A 25574-nucleotide genomic window follows, 5' to 3' on the forward strand; every position below is an offset into this window, starting at 1 on the left:
AGGGCGGATCAGGTGCTTTCAGGACGCCGCCGATTCCTTGTAAACCTTCAACGCCTTGAGCCGTTCGCGCTTGAGTGCCTCGCCCAGTTCCGGGCCTTTGAATCCCTTTTCCAGCAACGGCTGCACCGCCACGCCGCGTGCCACATTGGCCGCGCCGCGCAGGTAATCCGCCTGTGGATAACTGCGTTGCTCGAGCCCTTTGCGGCCTCGGGCATCCATCTCGCACGCGACGATGAACTCTTCGAAACGCTGTGGCCGACGGTAAACGTCAAAGCTTTGCAGCAACTCGAGCAAGGTCGAAGCCTTCAGCTCCAGGGCGCGATGCCCGTGGGTGTGATATTGGCCGACCAGCAAGGCCAGTTCCTGACAGTCCTTCGGTGCCTTGAAGCGTTCGTTGACTGCTTTGATCAACTTCAGGCCTTTGTGCTCATGGGCGATGTGCCGTGGCCATTCCTCCTCTGGAGTAAGACCTTTGCCGAGGTCGTGCAGCAGGCAGGCCCAGCGCACGGTCAGCGGTTGTTTGTGCAAGGCTGACTGCTCAAGCACGCTCAGGGTGTGAAGGCCGCTGTCGATTTCCGGGTGATGGGCTTCCGGTTGCGGCACGCCGAACAAGGCATCGACCTCCGGCATCAGCACCTTCAAGGCGCCGCAATCGCGCAACACCTGAATGAACACCTGGGGCTGATCTTCCATCAGTGCGCGGGAAATCTCTTTCCAGCTGCGTTCGGCCGTAAGGGCTTCCAGTTCACCCGATTCGCTGAGCTGACGCATCAGCTCCAGGGTCTCGGGCGCTACCTTGAAACCAAGCTCCGCGTAGCGAGCGGCAAAGCGTGCAACACGCAGGACCCTGAGCGGATCTTCGGCAAACGCGGGGGAAACGTGGCGCAGAATCCGCTCTTCGAGATCGCGCTGACCGTGGTAGGGATCGGTCAGGTTTTGCTGATCATCCTCGGCCATGGCGTTGATCGTAAGGTCGCGGCGGATCAGGTCTTCTTCAAGCGTGACCTCGGGGCTGGCGTGAAAGGTGAAACCACCATAACCGCGACCGCTCTTGCGCTCGGTGCGGGCGAGGGCGTACTCCTCGCCACTTTTCGGGTGAAGAAACACCGGAAAATCCGCGCCGACCGGGCGAAATCCCTTGGCGAGCATTTCTTCTGTAGTCGCCCCGACCACCACCCAATCGATATCGGTGACCGGTTTGCCCAGCAGGCGATCACGTACCGCACCGCCGACCTTGTAAATCTGCATAAAAAACCTCCGTTGGCCCGACAGGATAACCCTTGCGCCGGACTTCTGGAGGTCTCAACGGAGTCAAAGATGAATGACGGCCAGGTCGAGTCGACCGTAATCCCCCTCGCTGTGTTCGCTGCGGGGCGGAACATGATGGGTCTTCATGATCTGGTCGCCTTGCAGGGTTTCCAGATGAATGTCGAAGCCCCACAGCCGGTGCAGGTGTTTGAGGACCTCCTCGGTGGAATCGCCCAGCGGTTTGCGGTCGTGTTGCTGGTGGCGCAGGGTCAGCGAGCGGTCGCCGCGGCGGTCGATGCTGTAGATCTGCACGTTCGGTTCGCGGTTGCCCAGGTTGTATTGCGCGGCCAGGGTCTCGCGGATGATCCGGTAACCGCCCTCGTCATGGATTGCGGGCACCAGCAGATCGTCCTTCTGATCGTCATCGAGGATGCTGAACAGCTTCAGGTCGCGGATCACCTTGGGTGACAGGTACTGCAGGATGAAGCTCTCATCCTTGAAGCTGCTCATGGCGAACTTGATGGTCGACAGCCAGTCGCTGCCGGCGATTTCCGGGAACCAGCGGCGGTCTTCTTCCGTGGGCTCTTCGCACATGCGCCGGATGTCGCGATACATCGCAAAACCCAGCGCATAAGGGTTGATACCGTTGTAATAAGGGCTGTCGAACCCCGGCTGGAACACCACGCTGGTGTGGGACGTCAGGAACTCCATCATGAAGCCGTCCGTCACCAGGCCTTCGTCGTACAGGTCGTTCATCAGCGTGTAGTGCCAGAACGTCGCCCAGCCTTCGTTCATCACCTGAGTCTGGCGCTGCGGATAGAAATACTGGGCGATCTTGCGCACGATCCGCACGATCTCGCGCTGCCAGGGTTCCAGCAGCGGGGCGTGTTTCTCGATGAAATACAGGATGTTTTCCTGCGGTTCGGCCGGGAAACGAGCGTTGTCCTTGTCGCTGTATTTGTCCGCGCCTTTGGGTATGGTGCGCCACAGGTCGTTGATCTGCTTCTGCAGGTGCTCTTCGCGATCCTTTTGCCGACGCCGCTCTTCTTCGGCGGAAATCGGGTACGGACGTTTGTAGCGGTCGACACCGTAGTTCATCAGGGCGTGGCAGGAATCCAGCAGATCCTCCACGGCATCGATCCCGTGGCGCTCCTCGCACTGCATGATGTACTGCTTGGCGAACACCAGGTAATCGATGATCGAACTGGCGTCGGTCCAGGTGCGGAACAGATAGTTGCCCTTGAAGAAGCTGTTGTGGCCGTAGCAGGCATGCGCGACCACCAGTGCCTGCATGCAGATGGTGTTTTCTTCCATCAGGTAGGCGATGCACGGATCCGAGTTGATCACGATCTCGTACGCCAGCCCCATCTGCCCGCGACTGTAGGATTTTTCGGTGCTGAGGAAGTGCTTGCCGTAGGACCAGTGGTGATAGCCCAGCGGCATGCCGACCGACGCGTAGGCGTCCATCATCTGCTCGGCGGTAATCACTTCGATCTGGTTGGGGTAGGTATCCAGGGCATAACGGGCCGCGATACGGGCGATTTCACGGTCGTACGTCTGGATCAGCTCGAATGTCCATTCCGAGCCGGTGGAAATGGGTTGGCGCTTCTGCTCTTTGGCGGTCTTGGCGGTCATGTCACTAACCTGCGCTGGAAGAGTTCACGGAAGACCGGATAGATATCCCCGGCCGAGACCAGTTGTTGCTGGGCAAAAGTGTCGGAAAAAGCTTCGGCGATGCGTTCGTATTCGTACCACAAGGCCTGATGTTCGCGCGGGGTGATCTCCACGTAAGTGTAGTACTGCACGAACGGCATGATCTGGTTGATCAGGATGTCGCGGCAGATCGGCGAGTCGTCGTTCCAGTTGTCGCCGTCGGAAGCCTGGGCGGCGTAGATGTTCCATTCATTGCTCGGGTAGCGCTCGGCCATGATCTCCTGCATCAGTTTCAAGGCGCTGGAAACGATGGTGCCGCCGGTCTCGCGGGAATAGAAGAACTCCTCTTCGTCGACTTCGCGGGCGCTGGTGTGGTGGCGGATGAACACCACGTCGATCTTGTCGTAGTTCCGCTTGAGGAACAGGTACAACAAGATGAAAAACCGCTTGGCGATGTCCTTGGTTGCCTGGGTCATGGAGCCGGAAACGTCCATCAGGCAGAACATCACGGCTTTGGAGCTTGGATTGGGTTGCTTGACCAGCAGGTTGTATTTCAAATCGAACGTATCGAGAAACGGCACGCGATGGATACGCGCACTGAGTCGTTCGATTTCTGCTTCAAGATCCTGAATATCCCCGAAGTTGTCCGGTTCTTCGCGTTTGAGTCGCGCCAGTTCCTCCTTGACCTCGCGCAGTTTGGCGCGGCTGCTGCCCGATAGCGCAATGCGCCGGGCATGGGCCGAGCGCAGGGTACGGATAATGTTGATCCGCGACGGATTGCCCTCGTTGCTGATCCCCGCACGTACGGTCTTGAAAGTGTCGGTGCCGGTCAGGTTGCGCTTGACCAGGTTGGGCAGTTCGAGGTCCTCGAACATGAATTCGAGGAATTCTTCCTGGGTGATCTGGAAGACGAACTCGTCCATGCCTTCACCGGAGTTGCCGGCCTTGCCCGGCCCACGGCCACCACCACCTCCCGGCGGACGCGCGATGTGTTCGCCAGCGGTGAATTCCTTGTTGCCGGGATGAACCACGGTCTGCTTGCCGCCGCGACCATGGTGAAGCACCGGTTCGTCGATATCGCGACCAGGGATGCTGATCTGCTCGCCGTGCTCCATATCGGTGATGGAACGCCGGCTGACCGCCTCTTCGACAGCCTTCTTGATGTGGTCACGGTAACGCCGCAGGAAGCGCTGACGGTTCACCGTGCTCTTGTTCTTGCCATTGAGACGTCGGTCGATCACATAGCTCATGACTGCTCCTTAGAAGCTGTCCTGCCAAGGGGCGAGCGGTCATGCAGCATTGAACCGAATGCCAAGGGACGTACACGCTCCCCCAAGCGCTCTGGGTGCTGCCTGAACCTCGCTACCGCCTTTCGAACACCTTCCAGAGGCCTGTGTAGCAGAAAATGCGCGCACAGGCCTCGGGCTGACGACAACCGGTCTGACCGGCCGCGGTTTACTGTGATTTTCTGACCCGCAGATACCACTCAGAAAGCAGTCGTACCTGTTTGTCGGTGTAGCCGCGTTCGACCATTCGTGTAACGAAGTCGTTGTGTTTCTGCTGATCCTCTTTGCTGGCCTTGGCGTTGAAGCTGATGACTGGCAGCAGATCCTCGGTGTTCGAGAACATTTTCTTCTCGATGACTACTCGCAGTTTTTCGTAGCTGAGCCAAGTCGGGTTCTTGCCGTTGTTGTTGGCCCGGGCACGCAACACGAAGTTGACGATTTCGTTGCGGAAGTCCTTCGGATTGCTGATGCCGGCCGGTTTCTCGATCTTTTCCAGCTCCTCGTTGAGGGCGACGCGATTGAGGATCTCGCCGGTTTCCGGATCGCGGTATTCCTGATCCTGAATCCAGAAGTCCGCATACAGCACGTAGCGGTCGAAGATGTTCTGGCCGTACTCGCTGTAAGACTCGAGGTAGGCGGTCTGGATCTCCTTGCCGATGAATTCGATATAACGCGGCGCCAGATACTCTTTCAGGTAGCGCAGATAGCGTTCGCGGGTTTCGGCCTGGAATTGTTCCTGTTCGATCTGCTGTTCCAGCACATAGAGCAGGTGTACCGGGTTGGCGGCAATTTCGTGCGGATCGAAGTTGAAGACCTTGGACAGAATCTTGAAAGCGAACCGGGTCGACAGACCGTTCATGCCTTCGTCGACGCCCGCCGCATCGCGGTATTCCTGGATCGACTTGGCCTTCGGATCGGTGTCCTTGAGGTTTTCGCCGTCATACACGCGCATCTTCGAATAGATGTTGGAGTTTTCCGGCTCCTTCAGGCGTGACAGTACGGTGAACTGCGCCAGCATCTTCAGGGTATCCGGCGCGCAATGGGCCTTGGCCAGGGAGCTGTTGAACAACAGCTTGTCGTAGATCTTCACCTCGTCGCTGACCCGCAGGCAGTACGGCACCTTGACGATGTAGATCCGGTCGATGAACGCTTCGTTGTTCTTGTTGTTGCGGAAGGTGTGCCACTCCGATTCGTTGGAGTGGGCCAGCAGAATCCCGGTGAACGGAATCGCACCGAGGCCTTCGGTACTGTTGTAGTTGCCTTCCTGGGTCGCAGTCAGCAATGGGTGGAGCACCTTGATCGGTGCCTTGAACATTTCGACGAATTCCATCAGGCCCTGGTTGGCCCGGCACAGCGCACCGGAGTAGCTGTAGGCGTCGGCATCGTTCTGCGGGAATTCTTCAAGTTTGCGGATATCGACCTTGCCTACCAGCGCGGAGATGTCCTGGTTGTTTTCGTCACCCGGTTCGGTCTTGGCCACGGCGATCTGGTTGAGGATCGACGGGTACAGCTTGACCACGCGGAACTGGCTGATGTCGCCGCCGAATTCGGCCAGGCGCTTGGTGGCCCATGGCGACATGATGGTGTTCAGGTAGCGCCGTGGAATGCCAAAGTCTTCCTCGAGGATCGCGCCATCTTCGGTGGCGTTGAACAGACCCAGTGGCGATTCGAATACCGGCGAGCCCTTGATGGCATAGAAGGGCACTTTTTCCATCAGTTGTTTCAGCTTCTCGGCCAGGGACGACTTACCGCCGCCGACAGGGCCGAGCAGATAGAGGATCTGTTTCTTTTCTTCCAGGCCCTGAGCGGCATGGCGGAAATACGACACGATCTGGTCGATGCATTCTTCCATCCCGTGGAAGTCTTCAAAGGCCGGATAGCGGCGGATCACCTTGTTGGAAAAGATGCGCGACAGCCTCGAATTGGTCGAGGTGTCGAGCAGTTCCGGTTCGCCGATGGCCATTAACAGACGCTCGGCGGCGGAAACGTAGGCACTGCGATCCTTTTTGCACAGTTCCAGGTACTCCTGCAGGGAGAATTCTTCCTGGCGTGTGGACTCGAAGCGTTGTTGGAAGTGGCTAAAGATACTCATGACGTCACCTCGCTCGATACGTGGAGCCGACGCCGGATCACTCAGTCGATGCTGGCAGCAGCCGCGATGGCAGCTGTTGTTTACCCCCCAGAACCCTTCCGCGATCGACAATCGCGAAAGTCACTCCCGATGACCCGTGCGCCGGTGTACCGGCTCTCCCCTGTTTTGGATGGCCTGGGCTTAAGGATAGTTGGGAATTCGGGAGGTAAAGGCGAGATACGTAATTAGTTGTGGCAGACCGTTCGTCTGCCACCGCGCGAGCCCACGGGAGCCGGGGCTTGCACGTTACAAAAAAATTATTCGGAGGTGCCTTGCGCGGTTTCCGAAGGAAAAGTCGTACGCCACAGTTCGAAGCCGCCGTCCATGCTGTAGACGTCGGAGAAGCCCTGGCTTACGAGATACGCGGCGGCACCCTGGCTCGAGTTGCCGTGGTAGCAGACCACGACGGTCGGGGCATCGAGGTCGGCGCCCTGGATGAAAGCATGCAGGGAATGATTATCCAGATGCTTCGAGCCGCTGATGTGCAGTGCGGCAAATGTTGCCGGGTCACGGACGTCGACGACCACGGCGCCCTGTTCGCGCAGGGCCTGGGCCTGTTCCGGGGGGATACGTTTGAATTCGCTCATGGCGGGCTCCTTTGGCTCGGCTGAAAACGCAGTCTAGCGCGGGGCGCTGACGGGAGAAGATTCGGTGATCAGTGGTGCGACGGTGGGCAGGGCGGCCCCGTGTTCGTCGCATTTGCATGACAGCCGTTCGCCGCTGTCGACATTCATCAGGGTCAGGCTGCCGCCCCAGACGCAACCGGTGTCGAGGGCGCAGATGCCGGGCTCGTGGACGTTGCCTTCCAGCGCGGCCCAGTGACCGAAAATGATCCGCAGGCCACGGGTCTTGCGCTCCTTGTGCTGGAACCAGGGCTTGTAGCCCGGCGGCGCGGTGTCGAGGCCTTCCTTGCTCTTGAGGTCGAGCTTGCCTTCGGCGGTGCAGAAACGCATGCGGGTGAAATAATTGGTGATCACCCGCAGGCGTGTCACGCCTTTGAGGTCGCTGTCCCATTTCGCCGGCTCGTTGCCGTACATTCCGTCGAGGAAGGGTGGAAGAAGGTTGTCGTCACGCAGCGCGGTCTCGACTTCTTCAGCGTACTTGAGCGCCTTGCGCAGCGACCACTGCGGCGGGATGCCCGCATGTACCATGGCCACTTCGCGCTGCTCGTCGTAGTGCATGAGTTTCTGCTGGCGCAGCCATTCCATCAGTTCGGCGCAGTCGGGCGCTTCAAGGATTTCACGCAGCGTGTCGGACTTCTTCAGGCGCTCGATGTTCTTCGCCGCTGCCAGCAGGTGCAGGTCGTGATTGCCGAGAACGCAGACCAGCGAGTCGCGCATGCCATAAAGGAAGCGCAGGGTTTCCAGCGACTGCGGACCTCGGTTGACCAAGTCACCTACCAGCCACAGGCGATCCAGGGTCGGGTCGAACGCGACCTGCTTGAGCAGGCACTTGAGCGGTTCGAGGCAGCCTTGGAGGTCGCCGACGGCATACGTCGCCATCAGTGCAGGGCTCCGGGAACGGCGAGGCGGAAGGGCTTGATGATCGCATCGAAATGCTTGCCGTCGTCGGCGACCATTTCGTAACTGCCTTGCATGGTGCCGACCTTGGTAGTCATGACCGTGCCGCTGCTGTAGGTGTGGCTTTTGCCAGCGCCGATCAACGGTTGCTGGCCGACCACGCCGGCGCCGCGCACTTCTTCGACATGCCCGTCGCCATCGGTTATCACCCAGTGGCGCGACATCAGGCGGGCCGGTTGCTCGCCATTGTTCTGCACGGTGATGGTGTAGGCGAAGGCAAAGCGCTCGTGCTCGGGTTGCGATTGGTCTGCCAGATAGTGGGTAACGACACTGACATCGACCTGGTAGCGAGGATCGGACATGCAAAAGGCCTTAAAAACGAAGCGGGACGCGGGGCGTAGCTGATTGGGATTCAGTCTAGGCAAGTATCGGGCAGTAGACCAGAGTTGGCATCCTGCCCGATAGCGATCATTGCCGGTCAGTCGGCTTCAGGTGCTTTCGCCGGCTGTTCGGCGAGCTTGTCGGCCAGACGTACGAACGCGGCAAGATCGAGTTGCTCGGGGCGCAGGCTGCCATCGACTCCGGCGGCTTCGATTTCGGCATTGCTCAGCAACTGCTTGAGGGTGTTGCGCAGGGTCTTGCGGCGCTGGTTGAAGGCTTCACGCACCACACGCTCGAGCAGGCGATGATCCTTGGCCGGATGCGGCAGCACCGCGTGCGGTACCAGGCGGACAATTGCCGAGTCGACTTTCGGTGGCGGATTGAATGCGCCCGGGCCGACGTTGAACAGGTGTTCGACCCGGCAGTGGTACTGAACCATGATCGACAACCGACCCCAGTCACCACCACCGGGACCGGCGGCCAGACGCTCGACCACTTCTTTCTGCAGCATGAAGTGCATGTCGCGAATGATGCCGGCGTTGTTCAGCAGGTGGAAAATCAGCGGCGTGGAGATGTTGTACGGCAGGTTGCCGACCACGCGCAGGCTGTTCGGCGCAGCGTTCAGGCTGTTGAAGTCGAACTTCAGCGCATCGCCCTGATGCAGGTTGAAATTGCTCTTGCCGGCGAACTGCTGGTTGAGGATCGGGATCAGGTCCTTGTCCAGTTCCACCACATCCAGCTGTGCGCCGGAATTGAGGATGCCGGCGGTCAGTGCGCCCTGGCCCGGCCCGATTTCCAGCATGCGGTCGCCGGCCTTGGCATTGATGGAGCGCAGGATGCGGTCGATGACGCCGGCATCGTGCAGGAAGTTCTGGCCAAAGCGTTTGCGCGCCTTGTGTTGGTATTGCTCGGTCATAAACGGGTCTCGGCCATCTGGTAGGCGGTTTCCAGGGCGGTTTCCAGGCTGCCGGTGTCGATCCTGCCGCTGCCGGCCAGATCCAGGGCGGTGCCATGGTCGACCGAGGTGCGGATGATCGGCAGGCCCAGGGTCACGTTGACTGCAGCGCCGAAGCCTTTGTACTTCAGCACGGGCAGGCCCTGGTCGTGGTACATCGCCAGCACTGCGTCGCAGTGCTCCAGATATTTGGGGGTAAACAGAGTGTCGGCAGGCAGCGGGCCACGAAGGTCCATGCCCTCGCCGCGCAGGCGCTCCAATGTGGGTTCGATGATGTCGATTTCTTCATGGCCCAGGTGTCCGCCTTCGCCGGCGTGCGGGTTGAGTCCGCAGACCAGGATACGCGGTTGGGCGATGCCGAATTTTTGTTGCAGGTCGGCGTGCAGAATCCGCGTGACCCGTTCCAGGCGCTCCGGCGTGATCGCATCGGCAATGTCGCGCAAGGGCAGGTGAGTGGTGACCAGCGCCACGCGCAAACCGCGGGTGGCGAGCATCATCACCACTTGGGCGGTGTGGGTCAGGTCGGCGAGAAACTCGGTGTGACCGGAAAACGCGATGCCCGATTCGTTGATCACGCCTTTGTGCACAGGCGCGGTGATCATCCCGGCGAAGTCGCCGTTCAGACAGCCATTGCCGGCGCGGGTCAGGGTTTCGAGGACGAATGCGGCGTTGGCCTTGTCCAGTTGCCCGGCGACCACGGGGGCGCTGAGTGGGGTGTCCCAGACGTACAGGCTGTTGGCGGGCGCGGGAGCGTCCGGCCAGTTGTCAGGCGCCACTTCCAGCAAGCTGACAGCCAGCCCCAGCTGCGCGGCCCGCTCTTGGAGCAGGTCGCGGCTGGTGATGGCAATCAGGGGGTGTGGCTGGGCTTGCGAGGCGAGCAGCAGGCACAGGTCGGGACCGATGCCGGCCGGTTCGCCGGGTGTCAGCGCGAAACGCTTGGGTTTCACTGCGTTGCCTGGTCTGCACCAGGGAGTTTGATCTCAACGTACGCTTCGTCACGGATCTGACGCAGCCAGGTCTGCAGCTCTTCGTCGTATTTGCGGTTACGCAGTACGGTCATCGCTTGCTGCTCACGGGCCTGTTCGGTGCTGTCAGTGGCGCGGCGGCCAAGGACTTCCAGAACGTGCCAGCCGTACTGGGTCTGGAACGGCTTGGACAGCTGACCCTGCGGGGACTTGGCCATCACGGCGCGGAATTCCGGTACCAGTGCGTTCGGGTCGATCCAGTTCAGGTCGCCGCCGTTGAGGGCAGAGCCCGGATCTTCCGAATACTTCTTGGCCAGTTCGGCGAAATCTTCACCGGCTTCGATGCGATTGTAGAGCGATTGGGCCAGTTCCTTGGTCTTGGCTTCGTCGCGAACCGGACTTGGCTTGACCAGAATGTGGCGCACATGCACTTCGTCGCGCATCTGGCTCTCGCCACCACGTTTTTCCAGCAGCTTCAAGATGATGAAACCACCCGGAGTGCGTGCCGGTTGAGTGATGTCGCCAGTCGCCATGCTGCTCAGTTCACGGTCGAACGGCGGTGGCAGTTGAGCGGCTTTACGCCAGCCCATATCGCCGCCTTCCAGAGCGTTGTCACTGGCGGAGTTGGCCACGGCCATCTGGCCGAAGTCAGCACCTTGCTTGAGCTGTTGGTAAACGTCCATCGCCTTGCGAGCGGCACTCTGAATCGCTTCGGAGTTGGCGCTTTCCGGGGTCGGAATCAGGATGTTGGCCAGGTGCAGCTCTTCGGACAGTTGCATCTTGCCCAGGTCGGAGGCGAGGAAGTTCTTCACTTCCTGTTCCGATACCTGAATGCGTTCGGCCACGCGGCGCTGACGCACACGGCTGATGATCATTTCGCGGCGGATCTGCTCGCGAGCGTCCTCATAGGACAGGCCATCACGGGACAGGGCGATACGGAACTGTTCCGGGGTCATGTTGTTGCGCTGGGCAATCGTGCCGACAGCCTGGTTCAGTTCTTCATCGGTGATGCGGATACCGGAGCGTTCGCCGATCTGCAGTTGCAGGTTTTCGACGATCAGGCGCTCGAGCACCTGTTGATCCAGCACGCCCGGAGGCGGCAGACCGCCGCCACGCTTGGCGATGGTTTGCTGAACTTCGTGGACGCGTTGATCCAGCTGGCTCTGCATGACCACATCGTTGTCGACGATGGCCACCACTCTATCGATGGACTGCACCGCGGCGTTGGCCGCGGTACCCAGGAACAGCGCGCCCAGCATCAGCGGGCGCAGACAATCAGAAAGCTTGGTCTTCACGTTGACGATAACCTTGGATGCCTTTGTCGAGGAAGCTCTCTACCTTGGCGCCGGTGAGGCCGCCGAGTCCCTTCAGAACAATTTGGAGGAAGACGCCGTGGTCGCCTTTTTCGTTTTCCGGGGCGTTCTGACTGAATTCGTCATAGCTGACCCAGTAACGGTTGATCAGGCGCAGTTTCCAGCAGCAGTTGTCATATTCGAAACCACCGAAGGCTTCCAGCGTGCGATTGCGGTTGTAGTCGTACTGCCAGCGGCTGATCGCGCTCCACTGCGGAACGATCGGCCAGATGACCGAGAAGTCATGCTGCTGGATCTTGTAGTAGTCCTTCACGTAGCCAGGCTGGCCCGGTGTGCCGTAGTCACCGCCGCCCACCGACCATTTACCGGTGTTCTGGTCGTAACGGACCTGGTCGTTGCGATAGCGATAGCCGACGTTGACCACCTTGTTCGGGTTGTCTTCAGGCTGGTAGTGGAGCATTGCACTGCCGGAGCGTGGGCTGCGGCTGTCCGGATCCCAGTTGTAATCGGCAGTGGTGCGCCAGTCGCGGTTCCAGCGGTACTCGTATTCCAGAGCGTACGGCGAAACATTGGAATGCGCGTCGTCGCGGGTCTTCGGATCAATGCCCGGCAACTGGACTTCACGATCCTTGAAGTAGAGTGCCTGACCGATACTGATGCGTTGACGCTCGAAGCCGTCTTCCTCGATCCAGCGGTTGTCGATGCCCAGCGACAGTTTGTTCTCGTCACCGACGCGGTCGGAGCCGGAGAAGCGGTTGTCACGGAACAGCGACGCATAGTTGAAGGTGTATTCGCTGGTATCGAAGACTGGAATGTCTTCCTGGTCTTTCTCGGGTACATAGAGATAGAACAGGCGAGGTTCCAGGGTCTGGCGATAGTTCTTGCCGAACCAGGTGGTGTTGCGGTCGAAGTACAGGCCGCCATCGATGCTGGCGATCGGTACGCCACGGTTCTGGCTGCTGCCGAATTCACCACCGACATAGCGGGTGCCGGTCGCGGCTGCCGCGTTCTGTTGAGCGACGATCTGGCTCTTGCCGGTCCCGTCCAGATCCAGCTGGTACTGGGTGTACTGGTACTTGAGCGATGGCTTGAGGAAACCGTAGGTCCAGTTGAGCGGCAGGCTGACGCTTGGCTTCAGGTTCAAACGATCGCCGTTGGCACGGGCCAGGCCGATGACGTTATTGTCCAGGCGGCGTTCCACAGTGCCGTCTTCATTAACGAAGTTGCCATTTTGCAGGTCACGGTCGAAGCGAACGACCTCGGTCTCGTAATCGAAGTTCAGACCTTCCGGGTGATACGGCAGCTGACCATTGAAGGTGATCTGCGGCAGACGGTCATACGGTGTGATGTTCGAGACGGTCGCCAGCTGGTACGCCTGGGCGTTCAAGCGGGCGGTGTAGCTGTCGCCACGATAGGTAACCGAGCCCTGCTGGTTCACGAAGTCGGCGCTCTTCACACCGATCTGATCGGTCTGCAGATCCTGGAAGTAGTACGGATCGCTGATCTTGGTGTAGTCCACCTGGGTGAACACGCGGGAGTCGAGACCACCCTTGTGTTGCCAGTTGTACATGTAGCGATTCTTCTGGTAGTCGGTCTGTTTGCTGCGCTCGGTTTCCTCGTCGTTGAGGAACGCCGCACCGAACTGCCCTTCGCTGGACTTGGTGAGGTAGCGGAATTCGCCCTCCATCAACAGACCGCGTTTAGCCATGTAGCGTGGATACAACGTGGCATCGTAGTTCGGTGCCAGGTTGAAGTAGTACGGGGTCACCAGCATGAAGCCGGTATCGCTGCCGGTGCCGATGGTCGGCGGCAGGAAACCCGACTGACGACGATCGTCGATCGGGAAGTAAATGTACGGGGTGTACAGGACCGGAATGTCCTTGACCCGCAGCGTCACGTTGGTCGCGGTACCGAAGCCGGTGGCAGGGTTCAGGGTGATGTTGTTGCCCTTGAGCTGCCAGGCGTTGCTGTTCGGTTCGCACGTGGTGTACGTGCCGTCCTTCAGACGGATGATCGCGTTTTCGGCACGCTTGGCGTACAGCGCGTTACCGCGGATGCGCGACTTGTGCATGACGTATTCGGCGTTATCGACCTTGGCTTCACCGGTGTCGAGCTGCACATCGGCGTGGTCACCGACGATCAGCGCGCCGTTGTCGCGAATGCGCACGTTGCCGGCCAGTTCGCCACGGCTTTCGGCCTGATACAGGTTGGCCTCGTCGGCTTCGACCTGCATGCTGCCCTGACGCATGACCACGTCACCGGCCAGACTCGCAACCTGCGAATCCTGCTGATAACGCGACGCCTTGGCGCCGATGAAGGTCGGGGCGTCACTTTTATTCGTCTTGTCATTCATGCCAGGACGAATCGGTTCGATATAGGAACCAGAGCAGTAAGGACCGGTCTCGGCCAGTTGGGCGGCGGTGAGCTTCTCGCGCGGAACCCAGTCGAGGTGACTGTAGTCTTCGCTACGGGATTTCAGGCCACGGCCCTTGGACTCGGTAACCAGTACCGGCTTGGGCCCGGACTCCGCAGTGGAGCCGCTCTCGGCCGGGGCTTCGCCAGCGGCGCTGACGGCACTGCCGTCATGCACGGGACGCGGCGGCAAGGCAGCGGCCGGCGTCTTCGGCGAGCAGGCCCAGCCACCCGTTGCCGAGACGGCGCAGTCATACTGCTCGGCGGCAACAACGAATGAACTGGCCAGAGGTTGCATAGCCAGCAGACTGCCGGTTACCAACAACGGAAATTTTTTACGAAACGCGGGGGATTTCAATGCCATCTTATTAGTCCGGGCTTCCTGCGTGCCATCTGCCCGCGGTGTGGGCCGCACGCCTCTCGATGGTCTGAAAAAGATGCTGGATAATAAAGCATGACCCGCTTGACGGCTAGCGCCGTCGGAGACCCTTGCAATGCCTGATCAAGATGTACGCTTGCAACACCTGAAAGTTTGGCTCGATGAACAGCTGGCAACCCTTTTTGCAGCTCAGGGCTGGGGAGCCGTACCCCCGGCCACGTTGACCGCGGCCAGCAGCGACGCGAGTTTCCGCCGGTATTTCCGCTGGGAAGGCGCCGGTCGCAGTTTCGTCGTGATGGACGCGCCGCCGCCTCAGGAAAACTGCAAACCGTTCGTGGATATCGCTTTTTTGCTGGCGAAATCCGGCATCAACGTGCCGAAAATTTATGCCGAGGACCTCGGACGCGGTTTTCTTTTGCTCAATGACCTGGGCAACAAGACCTATCTGGACGTGATCGACAGCGAAAATGCCGACGCGTTATTCAGCGATGCCTTGCAAGCGCTGCTGGCTTTTCAGCAGCTGCCGATGGTGGCACCACTGCCGAGCTATGACGTCGCGTTGTTGCGCCGCGAGCTGGAACTGTTTCCCGAGTGGTACGTGAAACGCGAGTTGGGCGTCGAGTTCGATGCCACTCAACAGCAGCAGTGGCAAAAGGTCAGTGAACTGCTGATCGACAGTGCCCTGGCCCAGCCGAAAGTGCTGGTGCACCGCGACTACATGCCGCGCAACCTGATGCTCAGCGAGCCGAACCCCGGTGTGCTGGATTTCCAGGACGCTGTGTACGGCCCGGTGACCTACGACGTGACCTGCCTGTTCAAGGACGCCTTCCTCAGCTGGCCTGAAGAGCGAGTGCGCGGCTGGCTGGAAAGCTACTGGCAGCAGGCGTCAGCACTGAACATCCCGGTGCAGCCGGACTTCGAGGAGTTCCTGCGCGCCAGCGACCTGATGGGCGTGCAGCGTCATCTGAAAGTCATCGGAATCTTCGCCCGCATCTGCCATCGCGACGGCAAGCCGCGTTACCTCGGCGATGTGCCGCGGTTCTTCTCTTATATAGAAGCGGTCATCGCGCGCCGTCCCGAGTTGGCGGATTTGCAGGCACTGCTCGCCAGCCTGCGTGGTGGAGCGACGGCATGAAGGCAATGATTCTGGCGGCCGGCAAAGGCGAGCGCATGCGCCCGCTGACCCTGACCACCCCCAAACCGCTGGTGCGAGCCGGCGGCGTTCCGCTGATTGAATATCACCTGCGTGCCCTGGCCGCGGCCGGTTTCAACGAGATCGTGATCAACCATGCCTGGCTCGGACAGCAGATCGAAGATCATCTGGGCGATGGTTCGCAATTCGGCGTGTCGATCCAGTACTCGCCTGAAGGGGAACCTTTGGAAACCGGCGGCGGAATTTTCCGCGCCTTGCCGCTGTTGGGCGAAGACGCGTTTCTGGTGGTCAACGGTGACATCTGGACCGATTACGACTTCAGCGTGCTGCATCAGCCGATCAACGGCCTGGCGCATTTGGTGCTGGCGGACAATCCGGCGCATCACCCGACAGGGGATTTCACCCTGACCGACGGCCAGGTGCGTGATGGCCAGGCCGATTTGGCAACCCTGACCTACAGCGGCATAGCCGTACTGCATCCGCAGTTGTTCGACGGCTGCCGCGACGGTGCCTTCAAACTGGCGCCGCTGTTGCGTAAAGCCATGGCGGACGGGCAGGTGACCGGCGAGCGGTTGAAAGGTCACTGGGTCGATGTCGGTACGCACGAGCGTCTGGCCGAAGCTGAAGCCTTGATAGAAGCGAGTCGCTGATATGTTGTGGCCAGGGACTCTGATTGGAGCCGGAGCGGGTTTTGCTATCGCCAGCATTCCGGGGGCCATGCTTGGGGCTTTGTTGGGGCAAGCGCTGGATCGGCGCCTGCATTTGCAGAGCTGGGGGCATTTGCGGGAAAAACTCGGCGGCCGGCCGATGCTGCGCAACGACGAATTGTTGTTTGTGTTGCTCGGGCGTCTGGCCAAGAGCGACGGGCGGGTCACGGACGGTCACATTCAGCAGGCGCGGCAGGAGATGCGCGCGCTGGAAATGAGCGAACCGGCACAGCGCCGTGCGATTGCCGCGTTCAATCGCGGCAAGTCCGGCAACGACAATCTGCGCGGTTATCTGCGTCGCTTGAGCACTCAACCCCATGCGGCCGAAGGCGTGTTGCGCGCCTGCTGGCGAATGGTCTGGGCCGATGGCCGGGCCGGCGTCAGCGAGCGAGAATTGCTGGCGCAGTGGGGCAAGTGGCTGGGCTGGACGACCCATCAGATCCAGGCGCTGGCGGCGGACTACGAGCCGCACAAGCGTCCGATCGTCAGTGCGGCGGTGAGCTATCAGGAGGCGATGCGCCTGCTCGGTGTCTCAGCCACCAGCGAACCGGCGCAGATCAAACGTGCCTATCGACGCCTGCTCAGCCGGCATCACCCGGACAAGGTCGCCGGGACGGGTGCCACGCCGGCGCAGGTGCGTGAGGCCACCGAGAGGACCCGCGAATTGCACAATGCCTACACGTTGATTCGCGAACGGCGGGATTTTCGTTAGGCATAAAAAAATCGCAGCGTCGGGCTGCGATTTTTTTTGTCTGCGTTTTGACGGTCCGGACTATTAGTCCGGGCTCTGCGGATTCAGCCAGCCACGCACCCGGCGGAACAATTGCTCCTGTTCGGCCTTGTTGTCCGGCAAGGCCTTGAGTGCGACCTGACTGAACGCGGACGTCTTCAGTCGCTTGCTCGCCTGCAGGCGCTCCAGTGCCGCGTTGCGGTCCAGCGCTTTATCCATGTAGAAAATGTCCGCCGTCGGCAGCTTCAGGGTCGGCGTCAGTTCCACCAGCTCCGGTTTGGCCTTGGCCGGGGTCTGCGCGGCCACCAGCAGCAGCTTCTCGACCTGCGAGCTCTGTCTCTCGCTCATGTAGCGCGCCGCCCAGTAAGCGCCGGTGCCATGACCGAGCACGACGATGCTGCGCGCGCTCTGTTGTTCGGCGTAGGCCAGCGCGGCGTCGATGCGGGCGAAGATTCGCTCGGCGTCGGCCTTGGACTGTTCCTCGGTGGATTCAGCCACGACCTTGTCGGCCACATCGGCTTCGCCACCGGCGGCTTGTTCGATCGGCTCGGCGGTGGTCGAATCCTTACTGCCCGGGTCGACGGTTTTCGGCGCGGCGGGTGCTTCGACCACGCGCGGTGCGATGGCATCGCTTTGCAGATCGGGCAGTGTGATACTCAGGCTGCTCCACTCGACGTCCGGCAACTTGCGGCGCAACGGGCTGATCGCCTGGGGCCAGTCGGCGGTTTCGCCGGCGCCGGGAATGAGGATCACCGCTCCTTTGGGTTCGGCGGTGTTGGCCGGTTTCCACAGGGCGAGGAAGGTGTCGCTGCCGGCTTGCAATTGCTGTTGTTCCTGGGCCGGAACCTTGCGTTCGAGTGCCGCGGCTTCTTCCTGACTACGCTCAAGCAGAGGCTGGCGTTCGAGCGGTTTTTCTTCGGTGGCTTTTTCTGCGGCGGGGGCGGATGCCGGATCCGCGGCTTCGACGGAAAACGCACAAGGCAGGATCAGCGACAGGCACAATGCTGGCATTGCCAGGCGATAGACAGGGGGCATCGGTTATTCCAGGCCAGAAGATATCCCGGCAGCCTAATGGGTTGGTCAGAATTTGTCAGTGTATGAGACTTCAATGATGCGTTTTTGCTGCCTGTGGGTTATCGGCTGTCTGGCGTTTCCCTTGATGGGCTGGGCGGCGCCTGCGCCCCCGAGTCACCTCGCGCGGTTGTCGGCGAGCGAACAACAGTGGCTCGCACAGCACAATGAATTGCGCGTGGGCCTGGTGTTGCAGGCGCCGTACGCGCAATACGACCGGCGCTTGCAGCGGCTGTCGGGGGCCAATGTCGAGGTGATGAAGGCATTGGCGAGGGCGCTGAATGTCGAGCTGAGCTGGCGCAACTTTCAGGATCTGGCACAACTCGAGGCCGCTGCCCGGGACGGCGAGATCGACATCGCTCCGGGCCTGACCCAGACCCCGGGCGGGCTGCGTCTGTGGCAGTTCTCCGACCCGTACATGCGCGTGCCGCAACTGGTGGTCAGCGACCAGAAAAGCAGCGCGACCGTGGAGCTGGAAAAACTCGACAGCCAGACCCGCGTCGCCGTGCGCATGCCCGGCGTCACCGCCGATTACCTGCGCGGCAACTATCCGCACCTGAATCTGCAAGGCGTACCGATGGAGCGTCAGGCGCTGCAACTGTTGCTGAGTCAGCAGGCGTCCTACGCGGTGGTCGATGAGGCGCAGCTCGGTCGGCTGTCGGCGGAACCGGAGTTCGCCGGGCTGGTGGTGGTCGGTGATATCGGTCTGCCGCAACTGCTGCGCATCGGCACCCGCCGCGACTGGCCGGAGCTGGCCGGAATCGTCGAGAACGCCCTGCGCGCAATCCCGGCCAAGGATCTGGAGCGCCTGCATGCGCAATGGCTGCAACCCAAGTATCCACGGCTTTCCGAGTCGCCGGGCTTCTGGCAGAACCTGAGTCTGTTGTTCGCAGTGTTGCTGCTCAGCTGCGTGGCCATCGTGTTCTGGCAACGCCGCCAGCAACGCAGTCTTGAACAACGTTTGTTCGACGCGCGTGAAGACATCGCCCTGCGTGCCGCCAGCGAAGAAGCCCTGCGCCTGACCCAGTTTTCCATCGATCAGAGCACCGTCGGCATTCTCTGGGTCAACTGGGACAGCCATGTGCGCTACGCCAACCGTGCGGCAGAAAACATGCTCGGTTATCCGCAGGGCGCCATCATCGATCGACCGTTGATCGACTTCGAACCGGGCCTGCACATGGATCGCTGGCTCAACCTGTGGAAGCGCGCCCGGACCAGCGAAGAAGGGCCGCTGAGTTTTGAAACCAACTGCGTGCGGGCCGATGGCAGTGTGCTGCCGGCCGACGTGTCGCTGAGCTTCCTGCGATTTCGCGATGGCGAGTACCTAGTGGTTTACCTCACCGATGTCACCGAGCGCCGTCGTGCCCTGGCTGCGTTGCAGGAAAGCGAGGCGCGGCTGCAAGGCATCGCGGCCAATGTGCCGGGGCTGGTGTTCCGTCTCGAGCGCGCACCGGTCACCGGGCAGATCGACTTTGCCTACATCAGCGAGGGCAGCGAAAGTCTGGTCGGCTACGCGCCGGCCGCCATCGCCCATCGCGACATGGGCTTGCGCAGTCTGGTGCATCCGGATGACCGGGCCGCCTATCACCAGACCCAGGATCAGGCGCTGGACACCGACAGCGACTGGTCGTGGCAGGGCCGAATTCTCACGCGTCAGGGCGAGCAGCGCTGGGCCGAAATCAAGGCCATCACCCGTCAGCTGGAAGGCGGGTCCTATGTCTGGGACGGCATCGTCTGGGACATCACCGAAAGCAAACGCATCGAACTGGAGCTGGCGGCCTCCCGTGAACAATTGCGCGAATTGTCGGCGCATCTGGAAAGCGTGCGGGAAGAGGAAAAGGCGCGCATCGCCCGCGAGGTTCACGATGAGCTGGGGCAGATGCTGACGGTGCTGAAACTGGAGACGTCGATGTGCGAACTGGCCTACGCGCAACTCGACCCAGGCCTGAACGAGCGGCTGAACAGCATGAAGCGCCTGATCGCCCAGTTGTTCCAGTTGGTGCGCGATGTGGCGACGGCATTGCGCCCGCCGATCCTCGATGCCGGGATCGCCTCGGCCATCGAGTGGCAGGCGCGGCGGTTCGAGGCGCGCACGCAGATTCCGTGTCTGGTGCAGGTGCCGGACAACCTTGCACCGCTCAGCGACGCCAAGGCCATCGGCCTGTTCCGCATTCTTCAGGAGGCGTTGACCAACGTCATGCGCCATGCCCAGGCGCATACTGTAGAACTGACGCTGACGCAGGAAGGTGACGAATTGTGTCTGACGGTCAGCGATGATGGCGTAGGATTTGTCGCCGCTGCCGGCAGGCCGACATCCTTTGGGCTGGTGGGCATGCGCGAGCGGGTGTTGATCATGGGCGGGCAGCTGTCACTCGACAGCGAACCGGGCGAGGGCACCACGCTGAGCGTGCGGGTGCCACTGGATGAGGAGAAGTAAGTGATCCGTGTACTGGTAGCCGAAGACCACACCATCGTTCGCGAAGGCATCAAGCAATTGATCGGCCTGGCCAAGGATCTGCAAGTGGTGGGGGAGGCGAGCAATGGCGAGCAGTTGCTGGAAACCCTGCGCAACGTGCCCTGCGAAGTGGTGCTGCTGGATATCTCGATGCCCGGCGTCAACGGGCTCGAAGCGATTCCGCGGATCCGCGCGCTGAACCATCCGCCGGCGATTCTGGTGCTGTCGATGCACGACGAAGCGCAGATGGCCGCCCGGGCACTGAAGATCGGCGCCGCCGGGTATGCGACCAAGGACAGTGATCCGGCGCTGCTGCTGACGGCAATTCGCAAGGTCGCTGCAGGTGGGCGTTACATCGACCCGGAGCTGGCCGACCGCATGGTCTTCGAAGTCGGCCTGACCGATGCGCGGCCGCTGCACTCGTTGCTGTCGGAGCGCGAGTTCTCGGTGTTCGAACGGCTGGCGCAAGGCGCCAACGTCAACGACATCGCCCAGCAATTGGCCCTGAGCAGCAAGACCATCAGCACCCACAAGGCGCGGCTGATGCAGAAACTCAACATCACTTCGCTCGCCGAGCTGGTGAAGTACGCGATGGAACACAAGCTGCTCTGAGCGACATATCCATTAGCGACAGGCGCTTTTGCCGGTTCTGGCGGCTTGAGCCCCGACCCATGCGCCGGGTTTGCCAAAACGCGCCATCCGTGTAGGGCAATCCCTACCCCCGGCCTTCCATCCGGCTGAGGCGATTCTCTCCTGCGCCCCGATTTGCGTGACTGCAAGCAGCCACTAGGCTTACTCCCACAGCAGTCATCAATAACAAAGGTGTGGGTATGAGCCAGGTCGAATCAAACGCAGGGGCCAGCGATGTGCTGGTCAGCTTTCGTGGAGTGCAGAAGAGCTACGACGGCGAGAACCTGATCGTCAAAGACCTCAACCTGGACATTCGCAAGGGCGAATTCCTCACCTTGCTCGGACCGTCCGGCTCCGGAAAGACCACCAGCCTGATGATGCTCGCCGGTTTCGAGACGCCGACCGCCGGCGAAATTCTCCTTGCCGGGCGGGCGATCAACAACGTGCCGCCGCACAAGCGCGACATCGGCATGGTGTTCCAGAACTACGCGCTGTTTCCGCACATGACCGTCGCCGAAAACCTGGCGTTTCCGCTGACCGTACGCGGCCTGAACAAGAGCGACGTCAGCGACAAGGTTAAGAAAGTCCTGAGCATGGTTCAGCTCGACGCGTTCGCATCGCGTTATCCGGCGCAGTTGTCCGGCGGCCAGCAACAACGTGTAGCACTGGCCCGTGCGCTGGTGTTCGAGCCGCAGCTGGTGCTGATGGACGAACCCCTCGGCGCCCTCGACAAACAACTGCGCGAACACATGCAGATGGAAATCAAACACCTGCACCAGCGCCTTGGCGTAACCGTGGTCTATGTGACCCACGACCAGGGCGAAGCCCTGACCATGTCCGACCGCGTCGCCGTGTTCCACCAGGGCGAGATCCAGCAGATCGCCCCGCCGCGCACCCTCTACGAAGAACCGAAAAACACCTTCGTCGCCAACTTCATCGGCGAGAACAACCGCCTCAACGGTCGCCTGCTCAGCCAGAACGGCGAGCGCTGCGTGGTCGAGCTGGGGCGCGGGGAAAAGGTCGAGGCGCTGGCGGTCAACATCGGCCAGACCGGCGAACCGGTCACCCTGTCTATCCGCCCCGAGCGCGTCAGCCTCAACGGTTCGAGCGACCAATGCGTCAACCGCTTCTCCGGGCGGGTGGCCGAATTCATCTATCTGGGCGACCACGTCCGGGTGCGCCTGGAAGTCTGCGGCAAGACCGACTTCTTCGTGAAACAACCGATTGCCGAGCTCGATCCTGCGCTCGCAGTCGGTGACGTGGTTCCGCTTGGCTGGCAGGTCGAGCACGTTCGCGCGCTCGATCCTCTTCTAGAGGCGCACTGAAACGCCCCGCAATACCAACACCAACCCTGCACGTGGAGAGAACAATAAATGTTGAGATCCCTGAAGTTCACAGCCCTGACCCTGGGCCTGATGGGTGCGGCAAGCGCAATGGCCGCTGGGCCGGATCTGACCGTGGTGTCGTTTGGCGGGGCGAACAAGGCGGCGCAAGTCAAAGCCTTCTACGCACCGTGGGAAGCAGCGGGCAACGGCAAGATCGTCGCCGGCGAGTACAACGGTGAGATGGCCAAGGTCAAAGCCATGGTCGACACCAAGAGCGTGTCCTGGGATCTGGTCGAGGTTGAATCGCCGGAGCTGTCCCGTGGCTGCGACGAAGACATGTTCGAACAACTGGATCCTGCGCTGTTCGGCAAATCCGAAGATTACGTCAAAGGCGCGATCCAGCCGTGCGGCGTGGGCTTCTTCGTGTGGTCGACCGTGCTGGCCTACAACGCCGACAAGCTGAAAACCGCACCGACCAGCTGGGCGGATTTCTGGGACACCAAGAAATTCCCGGGCAAGCGCGGCCTGCGCAAAGGCGCCAAGTACACCCTCGAATTCGCACTGATGGCCGACGGCGTTGCGCCGAAAGACGTGTACAAGGAACTGGCCAGCAAGGGCGGTCAGGATCGCGCATTCAAGAAACTGGATGAGCTGAAACCGAACATCCAGTGGTGGGAAGCCGGCGCTCAGCCGCCGCAATACCTCGCTTCCGGTGACGTGGTCATGAGCTCGGCCTACAACGGTCGTATCGCTGCGGTGCAGAAAGAGTCCAACCTGAAAGTGGTGTGGAACGGCGGCATCTACGACTTCGACGCCTGGGCCATCCCGAAAGGCCTGGACGCCAAGCGCGCCGAAGCGGCGAAGAAATTCATCGCGTTCTCGGTGCAGCCACAACAACAGAAGACCTACTCGGAGAACATCGCCTACGGCCCGGCCAACTCTCAGGCAGTGCCATTGCTGGACAAGGCGATCCTGAAAGACATGCCGACCACCCCGGAAAACATCGCCAACCAGGTGCAGATCGATGTCAGCTTCTGGGCTGACAACGGCGAGCAACTGGAGCAGCGCTTCAATTCCTGGGCTGCGAAGTAAGGCTGATGCATACGCGGCGTCACCCCCAGGGTGACGCCGTCATTTAAAAGATTTGCGGAGTACGTCATGGCCATCGCCGTTCCCCTGAACGAGGGCAACAGCCCCACCTTGAAGCAGCGGCTCAAGCACGCCGAGCGGGTCAACCGCTGGAAGGCCCAGGCGCTGATCGCGCCGCTGGTGCTGTTTCTGTTGCTGGTGTTCCTGGTGCCGATCGTGGCGCTGCTCTATAAAAGCGTCGGCAACCCGGAAGTGGTCAGCGGCATGCCGCGCACCGTGACTGCGATTGCCGCGTGGGACGGCCGAGGCCTGCCCGCAGAACCGGTCTATAAAGCCGCCAGCGAAGACCTCGCCGAAGCGCGGAAAAACCAGACCCTGGGCGATCTGTCCAAGCGCCTGAACATGGAGTTGGCCGGCTATCGCAGCCTGCTGACCAAAACCGCCCGCTCGCTGCCATTCGCCAGTGAACCGGCCTCTTATAAAGAAGCGCTGGAAGGCCTCGACGAGCGTTGGGGCGATCCGGCCTACTGGCAAGCGGTGAAGCGCAACACCAGCAGCATCACCCCGTTCTATCTGCTGGCAGCGGTGGATCATCGCATCGACGACCTCGGCGAAATTGCCCCGGCGACCCCGGATCAGGCGATCTACCTCGACATCTTCGCCCGGACCTTCTGGATGGGCCTGATCATCACCGTGATCTGCCTGGTGCTGGCGTATCCGCTGGCTTACCTGCTGGCCAACCTGCCGTCGCGTCAAAGCAACCTGCTGATGATTCTGGTGCTGCTGCCGTTCTGGACGTCGATCCTGGTGCGGGTCGCCGCGTGGATCGTGTTGCTGCAATCCGGCGGATTGATCAACAGCGCGTTGATGGCGATGGGCATCATCGATAAACCGCTGGAGCTGGTGTTCAACCGCACCGGGGTCTACATCTCGATGGTGCACATCCTGTTGCCGTTCATGATCCTGCCGATCTACAGCGTGATGAAAGGCATCTCGCCAACCTACATGCGTGCCGCGATTTCCCTCGGCTGCCATCCGTTCGCCAGTTTCTGGCGGGTGTACTTCCCGCAGACCTACGCCGGTGTCGGCGCCGGTTGCCTGTTGGTGTTCATCCTCGCCATCGGCTACTACATCACCCCGGCGCTGCTCGGCAGCCCGAACGATCAGATGGTCAGCTACTTCGTCGCGTTCTACACCAACACCAGCATCAACTGGGGCATGGCGACCGCGCTCGGCGGGCTGTTGCTGCTGGCGACCGTGGTGCTTTATCTGATCTACAGCTGGCTGGTGGGCGCCAGTCGCCTGCGCCTGAGCTAAGGGGAATTTGAAATGCTGAGTCCTTATATGTCGCCCGTCGAGCGGGTGTGGTTCTACAGCTTGCGGATCCTCTGCGGCTTGATCCTGTTGTTCCTGATCCTGCCGGTGCTGGTGATCGTGCCGCTGTCGTTCAACTCGGGCAGTTTCCTGGTGTACCCGCTGCAAGGTTTCTCGCTGCACTGGTATCAGGACTTCTTCGCTTCGGCGGAATGGATGCGCTCGCTGAAGAACAGCATCATCGTCGCCCCGGCCGCGACCGTGCTGGCAATGGTGTTCGGCACGCTGGCGGCCATCGGCCTGACCCGTGGCGACTTCCCCGGCAAACCGCTGGTGATGGCGCTGGTGATTTCGCCGATGGTGGTGCCGGTGGTGATCATCGGTGTGGCCAGTTACCTGTTCTTCGCGCCGCTGGGCCTGGGCAACAGTTTCTTTTCGCTGATCGTGGTGCACGCGGTGCTGGGTGTGCCGTTCGTGATCATCACGGTGTCGGCGACCCTGCAGGGGTTCAATCACAACCTGGTGCGGGCGGCCGCCAGCCTTGGCGCCTCGCCACTGACCACTTTCCGTCGGGTGACCTTGCCGCTGATTGCGCCGGGGGTGATTTCCGGTGCGCTGTTTGCCTTTGCAACCTCGTTCGATGAAGTGGTGGTGACGCTGTTTCTTGCAGGTCCCGAGCAGGCGACGTTGCCTCGGCAGATGTTCAGCGGGATTCGCGAGAACCTGAGCCCGACGATTGCGGCGGCTGCGACTCTGCTGATTGCCTTCTCGGTGATTCTGTTGCTGACGCTGGAGTGGTTGCGTGGGCGGAGTGAGAAGCTGCGCACCGCTCAGGTCTGACAACTGCACAATCCGGG

At 61.0% G+C, this 25574-nt stretch carries 21 protein-coding genes; 9 read left to right on the plus strand and 12 right to left on the minus strand.

The annotated features are described in order from the left end of the window. Positions 1 to 18: 18 nt before the first annotated feature. The 11 genes from ACODTD_RS19515 to ACODTD_RS19565 form a co-directional block, all read right to left on the minus strand. A complete protein-coding gene (locus ACODTD_RS19515) occupies positions 19 to 1248 on the minus strand; it encodes a multifunctional CCA addition/repair protein (protein WP_011336214.1) in 1230 nt (409 codons plus the stop codon). A gap of 63 nt (positions 1249 to 1311) precedes the next feature. Further along, on the minus strand, positions 1312 to 2883 hold the full coding sequence (locus ACODTD_RS19520) for a SpoVR family protein (RefSeq protein WP_011336213.1): 1572 nt from the start codon (positions 2881 to 2883) through the stop codon (positions 1312 to 1314). Continuing rightward, positions 2880 to 4151, minus strand: a complete 1272-nt coding sequence (locus ACODTD_RS19525; RefSeq protein ID WP_011336212.1) for a YeaH/YhbH family protein — start codon at positions 4149 to 4151, stop codon at positions 2880 to 2882. Before ACODTD_RS19525 ends, ACODTD_RS19520 begins: the two co-directional genes overlap by 4 nt. Positions 4152 to 4356: 205 nt before the next feature. Then, positions 4357 to 6279 (minus strand): PrkA family serine protein kinase, encoded by a 1923-nt coding sequence (locus ACODTD_RS19530; RefSeq protein WP_011336211.1) that lies wholly within the window; start codon positions 6277 to 6279, stop codon positions 4357 to 4359. Between the two features lie 296 nt (positions 6280 to 6575). After that, complete coding sequence (glpE, locus tag ACODTD_RS19535) at positions 6576 to 6905, minus strand: thiosulfate sulfurtransferase GlpE (RefSeq protein ID WP_007959911.1); 330 nt, start codon at positions 6903 to 6905, stop codon at positions 6576 to 6578. 33 nt (positions 6906 to 6938) lie between these two features. Then, positions 6939 to 7820, minus strand: a complete 882-nt coding sequence (locus tag ACODTD_RS19540; RefSeq protein ID WP_489105104.1) for a symmetrical bis(5'-nucleosyl)-tetraphosphatase — start codon at positions 7818 to 7820, stop codon at positions 6939 to 6941. Continuing rightward, the gene (apaG, locus tag ACODTD_RS19545) at positions 7820 to 8200 is read right to left on the minus strand and encodes a Co2+/Mg2+ efflux protein ApaG (RefSeq protein WP_011336209.1); all 381 of its coding nucleotides are present in this window, start codon (positions 8198 to 8200) and stop codon (positions 7820 to 7822) included. The genes ACODTD_RS19540 and apaG overlap by 1 nt, the downstream gene beginning before the upstream one ends. 116 nt (positions 8201 to 8316) lie before the next feature. Continuing rightward, a complete protein-coding gene (rsmA, locus tag ACODTD_RS19550) occupies positions 8317 to 9135 on the minus strand; it encodes a 16S rRNA (adenine(1518)-N(6)/adenine(1519)-N(6))-dimethyltransferase RsmA (protein WP_011336208.1) in 819 nt (272 codons plus the stop codon). Continuing rightward, the gene (gene pdxA / locus ACODTD_RS19555) at positions 9132 to 10121 is read right to left on the minus strand and encodes a 4-hydroxythreonine-4-phosphate dehydrogenase PdxA (protein ID WP_011336207.1); all 990 of its coding nucleotides are present in this window, start codon (positions 10119 to 10121) and stop codon (positions 9132 to 9134) included. Before pdxA ends, rsmA begins: the two co-directional genes overlap by 4 nt. Next, positions 10118 to 11434 (minus strand): peptidylprolyl isomerase SurA, encoded by a 1317-nt coding sequence (gene surA / locus ACODTD_RS19560; protein WP_489105105.1) that lies wholly within the window; start codon positions 11432 to 11434, stop codon positions 10118 to 10120. Before surA ends, pdxA begins: the two co-directional genes overlap by 4 nt. Then, positions 11415 to 14228: an LPS-assembly protein LptD gene (locus ACODTD_RS19565; RefSeq protein WP_489105106.1), complete on the minus strand. Its 2814-nt coding sequence runs from the start codon at positions 14226 to 14228 to the stop codon at positions 11415 to 11417. The genes surA and ACODTD_RS19565 overlap by 20 nt, the downstream gene beginning before the upstream one ends. Positions 14229 to 14358: 130 nt before the next feature. Between ACODTD_RS19565 and ACODTD_RS19570 the strand changes: the two genes are divergently transcribed. From ACODTD_RS19570 to ACODTD_RS19580, 3 genes are read left to right on the plus strand one after another with little or no spacing between them, the layout of a single operon-like run. Continuing rightward, positions 14359 to 15378, plus strand: coding sequence for an aminoglycoside phosphotransferase family protein (locus tag ACODTD_RS19570; RefSeq protein WP_201817805.1), 1020 nt, complete (start codon positions 14359 to 14361; stop codon positions 15376 to 15378). Continuing rightward, on the plus strand, positions 15375 to 16046 hold the full coding sequence (gene murU, locus ACODTD_RS19575; RefSeq protein ID WP_011336203.1) for an N-acetylmuramate alpha-1-phosphate uridylyltransferase MurU: 672 nt from the start codon (positions 15375 to 15377) through the stop codon (positions 16044 to 16046). The genes ACODTD_RS19570 and murU overlap by 4 nt, the downstream gene beginning before the upstream one ends. A 1-nt stretch (position 16047) precedes the next feature. Then, positions 16048 to 16815 carry a TerB family tellurite resistance protein gene (locus ACODTD_RS19580; RefSeq protein ID WP_221616023.1) on the plus strand — a complete coding sequence of 256 codons (768 nt, stop codon included), beginning with the start codon at positions 16048 to 16050 and terminating at the stop codon, positions 16813 to 16815. Between the two features lie 63 nt (positions 16816 to 16878). Here ACODTD_RS19580 and ACODTD_RS19585 read toward each other — a convergent pair whose 3' ends face one another. Continuing rightward, positions 16879 to 17868 carry an alpha/beta hydrolase family protein gene (locus ACODTD_RS19585; RefSeq protein ID WP_221616024.1) on the minus strand — a complete coding sequence of 330 codons (990 nt, stop codon included), beginning with the start codon at positions 17866 to 17868 and terminating at the stop codon, positions 16879 to 16881. A gap of 73 nt (positions 17869 to 17941) precedes the next feature. On the opposite strand from ACODTD_RS19585, the gene ACODTD_RS19590 reads away from it, so the two are divergent. The 6 genes from ACODTD_RS19590 (at position 17942) to ACODTD_RS19615 (ending at position 25557) form a co-directional block, all read left to right on the plus strand. After that, a complete protein-coding gene (locus tag ACODTD_RS19590) occupies positions 17942 to 20341 on the plus strand; it encodes a PAS domain-containing sensor histidine kinase (RefSeq protein WP_489105107.1) in 2400 nt (799 codons plus the stop codon). Next, on the plus strand, positions 20342 to 20971 hold the full coding sequence (locus ACODTD_RS19595; RefSeq protein WP_011336200.1) for a response regulator: 630 nt from the start codon (positions 20342 to 20344) through the stop codon (positions 20969 to 20971). A 218-nt stretch (positions 20972 to 21189) separates the two neighbouring features. After that, on the plus strand, positions 21190 to 22314 hold the full coding sequence (locus tag ACODTD_RS19600) for an ABC transporter ATP-binding protein (RefSeq protein WP_007959931.1): 1125 nt from the start codon (positions 21190 to 21192) through the stop codon (positions 22312 to 22314). A gap of 48 nt (positions 22315 to 22362) precedes the next feature. Then, positions 22363 to 23406: an ABC transporter substrate-binding protein gene (locus ACODTD_RS19605; RefSeq protein WP_007959933.1), complete on the plus strand. Its 1044-nt coding sequence runs from the start codon at positions 22363 to 22365 to the stop codon at positions 23404 to 23406. Between the two features lie 66 nt (positions 23407 to 23472). After that, a complete protein-coding gene (locus ACODTD_RS19610; RefSeq protein ID WP_011336199.1) occupies positions 23473 to 24720 on the plus strand; it encodes an ABC transporter permease in 1248 nt (415 codons plus the stop codon). 12 nt (positions 24721 to 24732) lie between these two features. Beyond that, entirely contained in the window at positions 24733 to 25557 is an 825-nt protein-coding gene (locus ACODTD_RS19615) for an ABC transporter permease (RefSeq protein ID WP_011336198.1), read from the plus strand. Positions 25558 to 25574: the final 17 nt, after the last annotated feature.

This window comes from Pseudomonas sp. FG35 (assembly GCF_057809295.1).